The 14585-nt window shown below is 63.1% G+C and carries 16 protein-coding genes; 10 read left to right on the plus strand and 6 right to left on the minus strand.

All coding sequences use genetic code 11. The annotated features are described in order from the left end of the window. Positions 1-19 precede the first annotated feature (19 nt). From M2D63_RS18535 to M2D63_RS18550, 4 genes are all read right to left on the minus strand, one after another. A complete protein-coding gene (locus M2D63_RS18535) occupies positions 20-877 on the minus strand; it encodes an endonuclease/exonuclease/phosphatase family protein (protein ID WP_285864491.1) in 858 nt (285 codons plus the stop codon). Between the two features lie 9 nt (positions 878-886). Continuing rightward, positions 887-1516 (minus strand): thiol:disulfide interchange protein DsbA, encoded by a 630-nt coding sequence (gene dsbA / locus M2D63_RS18540; protein WP_285864446.1) that lies wholly within the window; start codon positions 1514-1516, stop codon positions 887-889. Positions 1517-1690: 174 nt separating this feature from the next. Further along, positions 1691-2308, minus strand: coding sequence for a cytochrome c (locus M2D63_RS18545; RefSeq protein WP_285864447.1), 618 nt, complete (start codon positions 2306-2308; stop codon positions 1691-1693). Positions 2309-2341: 33 nt separating this feature from the next. Continuing rightward, positions 2342-2644, minus strand: coding sequence for a cytochrome c5 family protein (locus M2D63_RS18550; RefSeq protein ID WP_285864448.1), 303 nt, complete (start codon positions 2642-2644; stop codon positions 2342-2344). A gap of 192 nt (positions 2645-2836) precedes the next feature. On the opposite strand from M2D63_RS18550, the gene yihA reads away from it, so the two are divergent. Beyond that, positions 2837-3469, plus strand: a complete 633-nt coding sequence (gene yihA / locus M2D63_RS18555; RefSeq protein WP_285864449.1) for a ribosome biogenesis GTP-binding protein YihA/YsxC — start codon at positions 2837-2839, stop codon at positions 3467-3469. A gap of 301 nt (positions 3470-3770) precedes the next feature. Here the strand turns inward: yihA and polA are convergent, their stop codons facing one another. Next, positions 3771-6533, minus strand: coding sequence for a DNA polymerase I (gene polA / locus M2D63_RS18560; RefSeq protein ID WP_285864450.1), 2763 nt, complete (start codon positions 6531-6533; stop codon positions 3771-3773). 74 nt (positions 6534-6607) lie between these two features. On the opposite strand from polA, the gene M2D63_RS18565 reads away from it, so the two are divergent. Together M2D63_RS18565 and M2D63_RS18570 are read left to right on the plus strand one after the other, a co-directional pair. Continuing rightward, positions 6608-6895, plus strand: a complete 288-nt coding sequence (locus tag M2D63_RS18565; protein ID WP_285864451.1) for a DUF2782 domain-containing protein — start codon at positions 6608-6610, stop codon at positions 6893-6895. Positions 6896-6959: 64 nt separating this feature from the next. Continuing rightward, positions 6960-7910, plus strand: coding sequence for a homoserine kinase (locus M2D63_RS18570; RefSeq protein ID WP_285864452.1), 951 nt, complete (start codon positions 6960-6962; stop codon positions 7908-7910). Between the two features lie 73 nt (positions 7911-7983). Here the strand turns inward: M2D63_RS18570 and M2D63_RS18575 are convergent, their stop codons facing one another. Next, positions 7984-8913: a zinc ABC transporter substrate-binding protein gene (locus M2D63_RS18575; RefSeq protein WP_285864453.1), complete on the minus strand. Its 930-nt coding sequence runs from the start codon at positions 8911-8913 to the stop codon at positions 7984-7986. Between the two features lie 66 nt (positions 8914-8979). On the opposite strand from M2D63_RS18575, the gene zur reads away from it, so the two are divergent. The 7 genes from zur to M2D63_RS18610 all read left to right on the plus strand — a co-directional run bounded on the left by zur (position 8980) and on the right by M2D63_RS18610 (position 14549). Beyond that, on the plus strand, positions 8980-9465 hold the full coding sequence (gene zur, locus M2D63_RS18580) for a zinc uptake transcriptional repressor Zur (RefSeq protein ID WP_285864454.1): 486 nt from the start codon (positions 8980-8982) through the stop codon (positions 9463-9465). Next, positions 9462-10241, plus strand: a complete 780-nt coding sequence (gene znuC / locus M2D63_RS18585) for a zinc ABC transporter ATP-binding protein ZnuC (protein WP_285864455.1) — start codon at positions 9462-9464, stop codon at positions 10239-10241. The genes zur and znuC overlap by 4 nt, the downstream gene beginning before the upstream one ends. Further along, complete coding sequence (gene znuB, locus M2D63_RS18590; RefSeq protein ID WP_285864456.1) at positions 10234-11016, plus strand: zinc ABC transporter permease subunit ZnuB; 783 nt, start codon at positions 10234-10236, stop codon at positions 11014-11016. The genes znuC and znuB overlap by 8 nt, the downstream gene beginning before the upstream one ends. Positions 11017-11147: 131 nt before the next feature. Next, positions 11148-11861: a PA5502 family lipoprotein gene (locus M2D63_RS18595; RefSeq protein ID WP_285864457.1), complete on the plus strand. Its 714-nt coding sequence runs from the start codon at positions 11148-11150 to the stop codon at positions 11859-11861. 193 nt (positions 11862-12054) lie between these two features. Next, positions 12055-13062, plus strand: coding sequence for a methionine ABC transporter ATP-binding protein (locus M2D63_RS18600; protein ID WP_285864458.1), 1008 nt, complete (start codon positions 12055-12057; stop codon positions 13060-13062). After that, entirely contained in the window at positions 13062-13733 is a 672-nt protein-coding gene (locus tag M2D63_RS18605) for a methionine ABC transporter permease (protein ID WP_285864459.1), read from the plus strand. The genes M2D63_RS18600 and M2D63_RS18605 overlap by 1 nt, the downstream gene beginning before the upstream one ends. A 45-nt stretch (positions 13734-13778) precedes the next feature. Next, positions 13779-14549, plus strand: coding sequence for a MetQ/NlpA family ABC transporter substrate-binding protein (locus M2D63_RS18610; RefSeq protein ID WP_285864460.1), 771 nt, complete (start codon positions 13779-13781; stop codon positions 14547-14549). The last annotated feature ends 36 nt before the right edge of the window (positions 14550-14585 follow it).

Consider the following 14585-nt stretch of genomic DNA (forward strand, 5'->3'; position numbering starts at 1 on the left):
CGCAACGGGGTGATGGCAATTAGCTCAAAGCGGGCAGCGTATCCACAGTCAGTGCATCAGGCAAACGAATCTCAACAGCGACCGGTAGATGATCGGAAATAGGCTGGGCCAGGACCTCGACCTTCTCCAGGGTCAAGCTCGGGCTGAGCAGAATATGGTCGAGGCAGCGCTGCGGCCGCCAGCTGGGGAAGGTGGCTTGCACCTGTGGGGCGATCAGGCCCAGATCGCGCAGGGGCGAGTGTTCGAGCAGGTCGTTGGCGTGGGTGTTCATGTCGCCCATCAGCACTTGATGACGGTAGCCGCCGATCAGTTCGCGGATGTAGGCCAGTTGCAGGGCTCGCGTTTTCGAACCCAGCGCCAGGTGCATCATGACCACGACCAGGGCATCCTCGCCCTCGCCAAAGCGCACCAGGATCGCCCCGCGTCCTGCCGGGCCGGGCAGGGGGTGATCTTCGAGCAGTTGCGGCTTGAGCCGGCTGAGAACGCCATTGCTGTGCTGGGCAAACCGCCCGAGGTTGCGGTTGAGCTGCTGGTACCAGTAGGGGAAGGCACCGAGCTGGGCCAGGTGCTCGACCTGGTTGACGTAGCCGGAGCGCAGGCTGCCGCCATCGGCCTCCTGCAGCGCCACCAGGTCGAAATCACCGAGCAGGCTACCGATCTTTTGCAGGTTGCCGGCACGCCCGTGGTGCGGCAGCAGGTGCTGCCAGCTTTTGGTCAGGTAGTGCCGGTAACGCTCGGTGCTGATGCCGACCTGGATATTGAAACTGAGCAGGCGCAGCCGGCCATCCTCTGGCAGGCCGTTGGCCTGCAGGTGATGTTCGTTGACCTGCGGGTGGTGCAGGCCCACGCCTCGCTCGGTTCTCCAGCGGCGCATGATGGGCGCCGCTTACTTGGCGGCGCGCTCCTTGGCAATCAGCTGGTCGGCGACGTTGATGACGCCTTCCGGACCGCCGGCGGTGCCCAGGTCGAAGCGGTACTTGCCATTGACGACCATGCTCGGTACGCCGGTGATTTCATACTTCTTGGCCAGCTCTTTGGCCTGGTTGACCTGGCCCTTGATCGCGAAGGAGTTGAACGTGGCGAGGAATTTGTCCTTGTCGACACCTTGGGTGGCAAGGAAATCGGCCATTTCGTTTGGATCGGTCAGCTTCTTGCGTTGAACCTGGATAGCTTCGAACACGGCAGCATGGACCTTGTGTTCCACACCCATGGCTTCCAGGGTCAGGAACATTTGACCATGGGCATCCCATGGGCCGCCGAACATGGCCGGAACACGTTTGAAGTTGACGTCCTTGGGCAGTTTCTCGGCCCATGGATTGACGGTTGGCTCAAAGCTGTAGCAGTGCGGGCAGCCGTACCAGAACAGTTCTACCACCTCGATCTTGCCAGGCACCGAGACCGGTACCGCGTTGCTCAGCTCGACATACTCCTTGCCCGCTACAGGCTCGGCGGCCTGGGCGGTCATACCGAACACGCTGGCGGCGACCAGCGTGGCGCTGAGAATCAGATTACGCATGCTTCACTCCTGAGCAGTCTATTTGGTCGCCTCGACACGACCTGGATTAAGACAGGTCGAAGCGGGCCCGAGTTCGTTAGTGTAACGGCAGCGGGCACAAAAAAGGGCGACCGAAGTCGCCCTTTTCATCATTACGCCGCAGTATTAACCCAGCGTTAACGTCGCGAGCCGCGATCAGTGCAGGCCCTGGATGTAGCTGGACAGCGCTTCGATGTCCTTGTTGCTGAGCTTGGCCGCGATGGTCCGCATGGTCATGGCATCGCCGTCGTTGGTACGGTTGCCTTCGCGGAAGTCGGTCAGCTGCTTGGTAACGTATTGCGAGTGCTGGCCGCCCAGGTGCGGGAAGCCGGCCAGGGCAATACCTGCGCCGTTCGGCGAGTGGCAGCCGGTGCAGGCAGGCATGCCATTTTCCAGGTTGCCGCCGTTGAACAGGGCCTTGCCACGCTCGACCAGCTTCGGATCGGCCGCGCCCACGCTGCCTTTCTGGCTGGAGAAGTAGGCGGCGATGTCCGCCAGGTCCTGGTCGCTGAACGCGGCGAGCATGCCGGTCATTTCCAGCACGGTGCGCTTGCCCGACTTGATATCGTGAAGCTGTTTCTCCAGGTACCGCTGACCCTGGCCTGCAAGTTTCGGGAAGTTCGGCGCCAGGCTGTTGCCGTCCGGATTGTGGCAAGCGCCACATACAGCAGTTTTGGCCTGACCAGCAGCGGCATCGCCCTTGATACTGTCAGCGGCACTGGCGACACCAGTGACACCCAAGGTCAACAGCAGACTCACGAGTAGTTTGTTCATCAGCTAATCCAACTACGGCTAAGGGTGAAAGAGTTATGTATCGGGACGCTGGCTCATCCAGTGGATGATTGCCTGGTAGTCCTCGGCACTGCAGTCCATGCACAATCCACGCGGCGGCATAGCCTTGAAACCCTGGGTGACACGCACCACCAGTACCTCCATACCCTGCGCCAGCCTTGGCTCCCAGGCCGCACGGTCACCCGCTTGCGGTGCCTGTGGCAGCTGCCCGGCGTGACAAGCCGCGCAACTGCGGTTGTACAACACCTCGGGATCCTGTGTAGCCTGAGCGCTGAAAAACGGTATCAAGACACCGACAACAAGCAGCCATTTCGTCATGCGAACGACCTTTCAGGGTTGGGGGCTGCACTGCGTTCTACTGCGCAAGCTTGAATCCGACGCCCCCGTGCACATCTTCCTACGCTGGGATAATGCGCACACAAAAACTGGGGCATTATATACTCCCGTTGCTGAAACGGAAACGACACCACCTGCCGAGACCCCCTCGCGCAACGCCCAACCGGATAAACCATGCAAGTCAAAAACCCCATCCTCGGTCTCTGCCAACAGGCCAAATTCGCACTCAGCGCTGCCAAGGTCGATCAGTGCCCGCAAGACCAGGGTTACGAAGTAGCCTTCGCCGGCCGCTCCAACGCCGGCAAGTCCAGCGCACTGAATACCTTGACCCACGCCAGCCTGGCGCGTACCTCGAAAACCCCGGGGCGCACCCAGCTGTTGAATTTCTTCAGTCTGGACGATGAACGGCGTTTGGTCGACTTGCCGGGCTACGGTTATGCAAAAGTTCCGATTCCGCTCAAGCAGCACTGGCAGAAGCACCTGGAGGCCTACCTGGGCAGCCGCGAGTGCCTCAAGGGCCTGATCCTGATGATGGACGTGCGCCATCCGATGACCGACTTCGACAAAATGATGCTCGACTGGTCCCAGGCCGCCGGCATGCCCATGCATATTCTGCTGACCAAGGCCGACAAACTGACCTTCGGCGCAGCCAAGAACACCCTGCTCAAGGTGCAGTCAGAAATCCGCAAGGGCTGGGGCGATGCCGTGACCATCCAGCTGTTCTCGGCGCCCAAGCGCCAGGGCGTGGAAGAGGCCTACGGCGTGCTGGCCAACTGGATGGAACTGCCTGACAAGCCCGCCGAATAAGGGCTGCCCGGCAAACGCCGGGCAAAAAAAACCCCGGACTTCGTATGGGGAGGGGGAAGTTCGGGGTTCAAGTTCCGGACCGCTAGGGCGGGGTCCAGATATCTGCCAACACTTAACACAACATAGGAGCATCGAAGGGCTTCACCAGCCATTCAGTTACTCTGAGTCGTGGTTCATCAAATTAGTTCCGGGCGTTTAGAAACTATTTGCGATAGACGGTAAATTTCTGACGCCGACGCGCCATAAGGGCTGAAAAGCCGCGACGATATGCCGCAGCTTTTCCCGGCAGTTAGCCGCATTTTTAATGCGCTTCGTCCCAATTCGCTCCCACACCGACTTCCACCAGCAGCGGAACATCGAGTTGTGCCGCATTGCTCATGTGCGGACGAATTTGTTCACGCACCTGCTCGACCAGGTCTTCGCGCACCTCCAGCACCAGTTCGTCGTGCACCTGCAGGATCACCCGGGCATCCAGGCCCGACTCAGTCAACCAGTTGTCCACCGCCACCATGGCCCGCTTGATGATATCGGCTGCGGTGCCCTGCATCGGCGCGTTGATGGCCGTGCGTTCGGCGCCTTTGCGCAGGGCCGGGTTCTTCGCGTTGATATCCGGCAGGTACAGCCGGCGACCGAACAGGGTCTCGACGAATCCTTGCTCGGCGGCCTGGGCGCGGGTGCGCTCCATGTAGGCTAGCACGCCCGGATAACGGGCGAAGTAGCGGTCGATGTAGGCCTGGGACTGCTTGCGGTCCACGCCGATCTGCTTGGCCAGGCCGAAGGCACTCATGCCATAGATCAGACCGAAGTTGATCGCCTTGGCGCTACGCCGCTGGTCGGTGGTGACATCGGCCAGTTCGACGCCGAACACCTCGGCCGCAGTAGCCCGGTGCACGTCCAGGTTGTTGCGGAAGGCGTGCAACAAGCCCTCATCCTTGGCCAGGTGGGCCATGATGCGCAGTTCGATCTGCGAATAGTCCGCCGCCAGCAGCTTGTAGCCGGGGGCGGCGATGAAGGCCTGGCGGATCCGCCGGCCTTCGGCGGTACGGATCGGAATGTTCTGCAGGTTCGGGTCGCTGGACGACAGACGGCCCGTGGCCGCCACCGCCTGCTGGTAGGACGTATGGATACGCCCGGTACGCGGGTTGATCTGCTCCGGCAGGCGATCGGTGTAGGTGCTCTTGAGCTTGCTCAGCGAACGGTACTGCATCAGCACCTTGGGCAGCGGGAAGTCCATGTCGGCCAGCTCCGCCAGCACGGCTTCGGCGGTGGAGGCCTGGCCCTTGGCGGTTTTATTGAGCACCGGCATGCCGAGCTTTTCATAGAGGATCACGCCCAGTTGCTTGGGTGAGCCGAGGTTGAATTCCTCGCCGGCGATCTCGAAGGCTTCACGCTCCAGCTCCACCAGCTTGTCGCCAAGCTCCACGCTCTGCACGCCAAGCAGCTTGGCATCGACCAGTGCGCCCTGGCGCTCGATCTTGGCCAGCACCGGCACCAGCGGTATTTCGATGTCGTTCAGCACCGGCAGCACGCTCGGGACCTTGGCCAGCTTCTGCTGCAACACCTGATGCAGGCGCAGGGTCACGTCGGCGTCTTCGGCGGCATAGGGGCCGGCCTGCTCCAGGGTGATCTGGTCGAAGGTCAGCTGCTTGGCGCCCTTGCCGGCGATATCCTGGAAGCCGATGGTGGTGTGGTTCAGGTACTTGAGCGCCAGGCTGTCCATGTCGTGGCGGGTGGCCGTGGAGTCGAGCACGTAGGACTCGAGCATGGTGTCGTAGGCCACGCCGCGCATCTGGATGCCATTGGCGATATCGCCACCGATGGCACAGTTGGCGAGGATGTTCATGTCGTACTTGGCGTTCTGCCCGACCTTGAGCTTGTTCGGGTCTTCCAGCAGCGGCTTGAGCGCCAGCAGCACGCTGTCGCGGTCCAGCTGCTCGGGCACGCCCATGTAGCTGTGGGTCAGCGGCACGTAGGCGGCCTCATGGGCCTGCACTGCGAACGACAGACCGACCAGTTGCGCCTGCTGGGCATCCAGCCCGGTGGTTTCGGTGTCGAAGGCGAACAGCGGGGCGGCGCGCAGCTTTTCCAGCCAGGCGTCGAAGCGGGCCTGGTCGAGGATGGTTTCGTACTTCGCCTCGACCGTTTCCTGCGGCTCGTCGGCAACGATCTCCTGGCCGGCACGCTTGGCATCGCGCTGCACTTCGTCGATCCAGCTCTTGAACTCCATCTCCGTGTACAGCGCCAGCAGCGCATCGCGGTCCGGCTCGCCGCACACCAGCGCGTCGACCTCAACCTCCAGCGGCACGTCGACCTTGATGGTCGCCAGCTCATAGGACAGGAATGCCGCGTCACGGTGTTCCTCAAGCTTGGCCGGCAGGGTCTTGGCACCGCGAATGGCCAGGCCCGGCACTTTGTCGAGGTTCTCGTACAGATCGCGCAGACCGCCACCGATACCGGTCAGCAGGCCAACGGCGGTCTTCTCGCCGACGCCCGGCACGCCCGGAATGTTGTCGACCTTGTCGCCCATCAGGGCGAGGAAATCGATGATGTGTTCAGGACCGACGCCGAATTTCTCGTGCACGCCAGGCACATCGAGCACGCTACCGGTCATGGTGTTGACCAGCGTAATGTGGCCGTCGACCAACTGCGCCATGTCCTTGTCGCCGGTGGAGATGATCACCGGGCGTCCGGCGGCGGCACTGCTGCGGGCCAGGGTGCCGATTACGTCGTCGGCCTCCACCCCTTCGACGCACAGCAGCGGGTAGCCCAGGGCACGCACGCTGGCGTGCAACGGCTCGATCTGTACGCGCAGATCGTCGGGCATGCTCGGCCGGTTGGCCTTGTACTCGGCGAACATCTCGTCACGGAAGGTGCCGCCCTTGGCGTCGAACACCACGGCGAACAGGCTGTCCGGGTACTGCTTGCGCAAACTCTTGAGCATGTTCAGCACGCCTTTGACCGCACCGGTCGGCATGCCCTTGGAGGTGGTCAGCGGCGGCAACGCGTGAAAGGCGCGGTAGAGGTATGAGGAACCGTCCACCAGGACGAGGGGAGCTTGGCTCATGAGCAGAATCAACCTTTTCGACGGGCCCGGCGCTAGAATGTCCGGAACATTGACGACAAAGGGACAAGGTTATCATGCGCACACTAAATCGCCTGTTGCTGCTGGGCCTGTTGGCAGTCACTCCGGTCGTCACCCTGGCGGCGGATGACGCGCCATCGGCTGATCCGGAAGTAACCATTCGCACGGAAGGCGACAAAACCATCCAGGAATACCGGCAAAATGGCTTCCTGTATGCAATCAAGGTCACCCCAAAAGGCGGCAAACCTTATTTCCTGGTACGCGCCGACGGTTCGGAGGGCAACTTCATCCGCTCCGACCAGCCGGACATGCTGATCCCCTCGTGGAAAATCTTCGAGTGGTAAGGCGTACCCTTAATATCAACCTGGCACTTCCCTGCAGAAGTGCCCGTATGGGCAATTTTTGATCATGTCAGTCTTCACCCCCCTGACCCGGCCTGAGCTGGAAACCTTTCTGGCGCCGTACGGCCTGGGTCGCCTGCGGGACTTCCAGGGCATTGCCGCCGGTACCGAGAACAGCAACTTCTTTGTCAGCCTGGAACAGGGGGAGTTCGTGCTGACACTGGTCGAACGCGGGCCGATCCAGGACCTGCCGTTCTTCATCGAGCTGCTGGATGTGCTGCACGAAGCCGACCTGCCGGTGCCCTACGCCCTGCGCGGTACCGACGGCGTGGCCCTGCGCGAACTGGCCGGCAAGCCGGCGCTGCTGCAACCGCGCCTGCCCGGCAAGCACATCAAGGACGTCAACAACCAGCACTGCGTGCAGATCGGCGAACTGCTCGGCCACCTGCACCTGGCGACCCGCGACAAGGTTCTGGAACGCAAGACCGATCGCGGCCTGGACTGGATGCTGGAGACCGGCGCCGAACTGATGCCGCGCCTGGGCCAGGCACAGCGCCAGCTGCTGCAGGGCTGCCTGGACGAGATCGCCGAGCACAAGGCGCAGATCATGGCGCTGCCACGGTCCAACCTGCATGCCGACCTGTTCCGCGACAACGTGCTGTTCGAAGGCACCCACCTGACCGGCCTGATCGACTTCTACAACGCCTGCTCCGGGCCGATGCTCTATGACCTTGCCATCACCCTCAACGACTGGTGCTGCGACGCGGAAGGGCGCATCGACGGCCCACGGGCGCGAGCGCTGCTGGGGGCCTATGCCGCGCTGCGTCCGTTCACTTCGGCAGAAGCCCACCTGTGGCCGGTGATGCTGCGCATTGCCTGCGTACGGTTCTGGCTGTCGCGGTTGATCGCGGCCGAGTCGTTTGCCGGGATGGACGTGTTGATTCACGATCCGGCTGACTTTGAAGTGCGCCTGGCGGCGCGCCAGCAGGTGGAAATCGCTCTGCCGTTTGCGTTGTAAGGATTGCAACGCATCGCGGGGCAAGCCCGCTCCTACAGCGTTGTAGGAGCGGGCTTGCCCCGCGATAGAGACGCTACAACTGCTCCAGGCACCCCGCCAGGTCATTGCCCAGCTTCTCCAGCAATTGCTCATAGCCTTGAGCACTGGCTGGCGCCGTTCCCCCCAGTGCATCCAGCTCCGCCAGGGTCACCGGCAAACCTGCCGTGAGGGTCTCGGCCAGGCGCGGACGCAGCGGCGGCTCACTGAACACACAAGTCTTGCCCACTTCCTGCAGGCGCTTGCGCATGGCCGCCACGTGCTGGGCGCCGGGCTGCACTTCGGCGGCCACGCTGAACACACCGGCGTGCTTGAGCCCATAGGCCGCCTCGAAGTAGTCGAAGGCTTCATGGAACACGAAGTAGGGCTTGGCGCTGATGCCGGCCATACGCTGCTTCAGCCGCAGGTCCAGGGCATCCAGGCGCTCGTTGAATGCCTTGAGGTTGCCCTGGTAGCGGGCCGCATTGGCCGGATCCGCCGCACTCAGGTCGCCGGCCATCTTGGCTGCAATCACCCGGGCATTGACCGTCGACAGCCACAGGTGGGCGTCCAGGCTGCCGGGGCGATGGTCGTGGTCATGCTCGCCGGCGTCGTCATCATGGTCATGATCGTGGGCGTGGCTGTCTTCGCCGAAGTGACGCAGCGACAGGCCGGGCAAGTCCTGCACGGCAACGCTGGGCTTGTCGCGGCCCTTGAGCACGCGCGGCAGGAAGCCTTCCATGTCCGGGCCGATCCAGTACAACAGCTGCGCGTCGCTGACCCTGCGCACGTCGGATGGGCGCAGGGCATAGTGATGCGGCGAAGCGCCCGGTGGCAGCAGCACTTCAGGGCTGCCGACACCGTCCTGGACCGCCGCCGCGATCTGTTGCAGGGGTTTGATGCTGGTAAGTACACGGACCTCGGCCTGTGCCTGGGCCATCACCAAGGTGGCGATAAAAGCGACAAAAAGGGCAAAAAATCGGGACACGATGACCACTCAAAAGGGCAGGAACAGGTAATATAATAACGTCTCTAATCAGAACCGTCGCCGCCCATGCCTAAAACCCCGCTGGCCAACCGCCCCCACGACCACTCCCATTGCGTGCACAGCGCCCTGGCCGAGGCCGACGCCCTGTGCGCACGCCAGGGCCTGCGCCTGACCGCCTTGCGCCGTCGCGTGCTGGAACTGGTCTGGCAGAGCCATAAACCGCTGGGCGCCTATGACATCCTCGCCGTGCTGAGCGAACAGGACGGCCGCCGCGCTGCGCCGCCGACCGTTTATCGGGCCCTGGACTTTCTCCTGGAGAACAGCCTGGTGCACCGCATCGCTTCGCTCAACGCCTTCATCGGCTGCAGTCACCCGGAGCACGCCCACCAGGGGCAGTTCCTGATCTGCCGGGCGTGCCACGTGGCGATCGAACTGGAGCAGACCAGCATCAGCAACGCCATTGTCGCCAGCGCCAAGGAAGTCGATTTCAGCGTCGAGGCGCAGACCGTCGAAGTGGTCGGCCTGTGCGGCAACTGCCGGAGCGCCGGATGAGCACTGCATTGATTCGCCTCGAACAGGTCGGCGTGGCGTTCGCCGGGCAGGCGGTGCTCGACAGCATCGACCTTGCGGTCGAGCCCGGGCAGATCGTCACCCTGATCGGCCCCAACGGCGCCGGCAAGACGACCCTGGTGCGCGCCGTGCTCGGCCTGCTCAAGCCCCATACCGGCAAGGTCTGGCGCAAGCCACGCCTGCGCATCGGCTACATGCCGCAAAAGCTGCAGGTGGACGCCACCTTGCCGCTTTCGGTCCTGCGCTTCCTGCGCCTGGTCCCCGGCGTCGATCGCGCCGCGGCCCTGGCGGCACTGGGCGAAGTCGGCGCCGAACAGGTGATCGACAGCCCGATCCAGGGGATTTCCGGTGGCGAGATGCAACGGGTGCTGCTGGCCCGGGCGCTGCTGCGCGAACCTGAGTTGCTGGTGCTCGACGAGCCGGTGCAGGGTGTCGACGTGGCCGGCCAGGCCGAGCTGTACAGCCTGATCACCCGCCTGCGCGACCGCCACGGTTGCGGCGTGCTGATGGTGTCCCACGACCTGCACCTGGTGATGAGCACTACCGACCAGGTGGTCTGCCTGAACCGTCATGTCTGCTGCTCCGGCCATCCGGAACAGGTCAGCGGCGACCCCGCCTTCGTCGAGCTGTTCGGCAATAACGCGCCGAGCCTGGCGATCTACCACCACCATCACGACCACACCCACGACCTGCACGGGTCGGTGATTGCGCCCGCCCAGGGCGGACATGTACACGGAGAACACTGCAAGCATGGCTGATTTCCTGCTTTACGCCCTGCTCGCAGGCCTGGCCCTGGCCCTGGTCGCCGGTCCCCTGGGGTCTTTCGTGGTCTGGCGGCGCATGGCCTATTTCGGTGACACCCTGTCCCATGCCGCCTTGTTGGGGGTGGCCCTGGGTTTCATGCTGGATATCAGCCCGGCCCTGGCGGTGACGGTCGGCTGCCTGCTGCTGGCGATCCTGCTGGTTACCCTGCAACAGCGCCAGCCACTGGCCTCCGACACCCTGCTGGGGATTCTTGCCCCCAGCACCCTGTCGCTCGGGTTGGTGGTACTGAGCTTCATGCACGATGTGCGCATCGACCTGATGGCCTACCTGTTCGGCGACCTGCTGGCGATCAGCCCCGGTGACCTGGCCTGGATCCTCGGCGGCAGCGCCGCGGTCCTGTTGTTGCTGGTGGTGCTCTGGCGCCCGCTGCTGGCGGTGACTGTGCACGAAGAACTGGCCATGGTCGAAGGCCTGCCGGTAACGGCCCTGCGCCTGGCGCTGATGCTGTTGATTGCCGTGGTGATCGCCGTGGCCATGAAGATCGTCGGGGTGTTGCTGATCACCTCGCTGCTGATCATTCCGGCCGCCGCGGCGCAACGCCACGCCCGCTCCCCCGAGCAGATGGCCCTGGGCGCCAGCCTGCTGGGGGTGACGGCAGTGTGTGGCGGCCTGGCGCTGTCGTGGTTCAAGGACACTCCGGCCGGCCCGTCGATCGTGGTCTGTGCGGCGGTGCTATTCTTGCTGAGCCTGGCCTTGCCCCGGCGCTGATGCCCAGGGTGCGACCCGGTCGGTCGCACCCTGCGACATTTAAATTGTGCAGGGCCCTGAAGAGTTATTCCTGAGTCTGCGGACTGGGTGTAGACTTGCTCGCTTTTTTGCGCAATTAGAGAGTCGCAGGAATGAAGCGTTTCGCCTCCCGTTATCTGCTCCTTGCCGCGTTTTCCCTGATCCTGGCCGCATGTTCCAGCGCTCCGGTCGACAACGCCGCCACACCTGCCCAGGCCGATGCCTGGCAGCAGCTGGAGCAAAGCATCGCCAGCAACGAGCTGGCCACCGCCGAAGACCAGCTGGCTGCCCTGCAAGCCCAGTACCCCAATGACAGCCGGGTCGAGCAGCACCAGCGGCAGTTGGCCGAAGCCTACCTGCAACGCAGCCAGATGGTTCTGCAAAAGGGTGACGTCAATGCTGCCGCCACCGCCCTGAGCCGCGCCCGTGCCCTGATGCCCAAGGCCCCGGCCTTGACTGGCGGCGTCAACGGCGCCATTGCCCAGGCCCGCAAGGCCGAACTGGAAAAGGCCGAAGCCGCCCTGAAGGCCGCCGAAGCCAAACCGCGCGCCAAGGTGATCGACCCCAGCGCGCCCAGCACCGTCGTTGCGCTGAAAACCCGCAACATTGCCGAGTTACGCAAGCAACTCGACGCCATCGCCAGCGATGTGGTGAATTTTCAGTGCGACGTGGTGTTCCAGGTACCGCGCAAGGATGATGCCCCCTGGCTCAAGACCCTGCTGGGCAAGCGGGTGAACAAGCTCGACAGCGAGTTCGCCTTGCAGCAAACCCACAAAATCCAGCGCAACCAGCCTGCCCAGGTGGTCCTGGTGCCACGCCAGCCCTGAGCGACCGGGTGCCCGGCGGGCACCCGCAGCGCATATTCCAGCTTTTATGCCCGGTTTCGACCACTGATCGCGTTATTCCCGCAGCATTGGTCAATTGCGAAATAAATGCTAAGAACCTCTATACGAACAGGCTAAAATGCGCCCCCCGGCTAACCGCTGACCCAAATTCCATGCGCCCCACAAGGTTCGCTACGTGATCGAGTTTCAAAATGTACATAAAACCTACCGCGTCGCCGGTAGGGACATCCCCGCGCTGCACCCGACCAACCTGAGCGTCGAAGACGGCCAGGTGTTCGGGCTGATCGGCCACTCCGGTGCCGGTAAAAGTACCCTGCTGCGCCTGATCAACCGCCTGGAAGCCCCAAGCGGCGGCAAGATCATCGTCGACGGTGAAGATGTCACCGCTTTCAACGCCAATGACCTGCGGCGCTTCCGCCAACAGGTCGGGATGATCTTCCAGCACTTCAACCTGCTGGCCTCCAAGACCGTGGCCGACAACGTCGCCTTGCCCCTGGTCCTGGCGGGCGAGCTGTCGCGCAAGGACATCGACACCCGCGTCAGCGAATTGCTGGCCCGGGTCGGCCTGTCCGACCACGCCAAAAAGTATCCGGCCCAGCTGTCGGGCGGCCAGAAGCAGCGCGTCGGCATTGCCCGCGCCCTGGCCACCAAGCCGAAGATCCTGCTCTGCGACGAAGCCACCAGCGCCCTCGATCCACAAACCACTGGACAAGTGTTGCAGCTGCTGGCCGAGATCAACCGCGAACTGAAGCTGACCATCGTGCTGATCACCCATGAAATGGACGTGATCCGCCGGGTCTGTGACCGCGTGGCAGTGATGGATGCCGGACAGATCGTCGAACAGGGGCCGGTAGCCGATGTGTTCCTGCATCCACAACACCCGACCACCAAGCGTTTCGTCCAGGAAGACGAGCAGATCGACGAAGACGAACAACGCGACGACTTCGCCCATGTACCAGGGCGCATCGTGCGCCTGACCTTCCAGGGCGATTCCACCTACGCGCCGCTGCTGGGCACCGTTGCCCGCGAAACCGGCGTGGACTACAGCATCCTTGCCGGTCGTATCGACCGCATCAAAGACACCCCGTATGGGCAGCTGACCCTGGCCGTCACTGGCGGCGACATGGAAGCGGCCTTCGCCCGCTTCACGGCGGCTGATGTTCATATGGAGGTACTGCGTTGATGGACGCCTTGAGTTTCTTTGCCAACGTCGACTGGGCCGAAATCTGGCTGGCTACCATCGACACCATGATCATGCTGTTCGGCTCGCTGTTGTTCACGGTGCTGCTCGGCCTGCCGCTGGGCGTGCTGCTGTTCCTCTGCGGTCCGCGCCAGTTGTTCGAACAGAAAGGCGTGTATGCGCTGCTGTCGCTGGTGGTCAACGTGCTGCGCTCGCTGCCGTTCATCATCCTGCTGATCGTGATGATTCCGTTCACCGTGCTGATCACCGGCACCTCGCTGGGGGTCGCCGGCGCCATTCCACCGCTGGTGGTAGGGGCCACGCCATTCTTCGCGCGCCTGGTGGAAACCGCCCTGCGCGAAGTGGACCGCGGCATCATCGAAGCCACCCAGTCGATGGGCGCCAGCACCCGGCAGATCATCATGAACGCCTTGCTGCCTGAAGCCCGTCCGGGCATCTTCGCCGCCATCACCGTCACCGCCATTACCCTGGTGTCGTACACCGCCATGGCCGGTGTGGTGGGTGCCGGCGGCCTGGGCGACCTGGCGATCCGCTTCGGCTACCAGCGTTTCCAGACCGACGTCATGGTGGTCACCGTGGTCCTGCTGCTGATACTGGTTCAAGTGCTGCAGAGCGTGGGCGACAAACTGGTCGTGCATTTTTCCCGTAAGTAACCCCGTGGGCCGGGGGCCGGATCGGCCCTCACAAGGAGTGATTTGATGAAAAAGCTGCTTGCTGTTGTCGCCGCCGCCGCGGCCTTCTCGGCCCAGGCCGAGACCCTGACCGTGGCCGCCACCCCGGTGCCACACGCCGAGATCCTCGAGTTCGTCAAACCGGTCCTGGCCAAAGAGGGCGTGGAGTTGAAGGTGAAAGTGTTCACCGACTACATCCAGCCGAACGTGCAGGTGGCCGAGAAGCGCCTGGACGCCAACTTCTTCCAGCACCAGCCGTACCTGGATGAATTCAACAAGGCCAAGGGCACCCACCTGGTCAGCGTTGCCGGCGTGCACCTGGAGCCCCTGGGCGCCTACTCGAGCAAGTTCAAGAAGCTCGATGAGCTGCCATCGACCGCCACCGTGGTCATCCCCAACGATGCCACCAACGGCGGCCGTGCCTTGCTGCTGCTGGACAAGGCCGGTGTGATCAAGCTCAAGGACAACACCAACATCCTGTCCGGGGTCAAAGACATCGCCGCGAACGGCAAGAACCTCAAGTTCCGTGAGTTGGAAGCAGCCACCATTCCACGTGTGCTGACCCAGGTCGACCTGGCGCTGATCAACACCAACTATGCGCTGGAAGCCAAGCTGGATCCGAGCAAGGATGCCCTGGTCATCGAAGGCAGCGACTCGCCTTACGTGAACATCCTGGTCACCCGTGAAGACAACAAGGATGCGGAGGCTGTGAAGAAGCTGGTTGCAGCCCTGCACACCCCGGAAGTGAAGAAGTTCATCGAAGAGAAGTACAAGGGCGCGGTCAAGCCGGCGTTCTAAGTAGTTCCAATCGCGGGGCAAGCCCGCTCCCACAGG

This window comes from Pseudomonas sp. BJa5, assembly GCF_030272875.2.
GTDB lineage: Bacteria > Pseudomonadota > Gammaproteobacteria > Pseudomonadales > Pseudomonadaceae > Aquipseudomonas.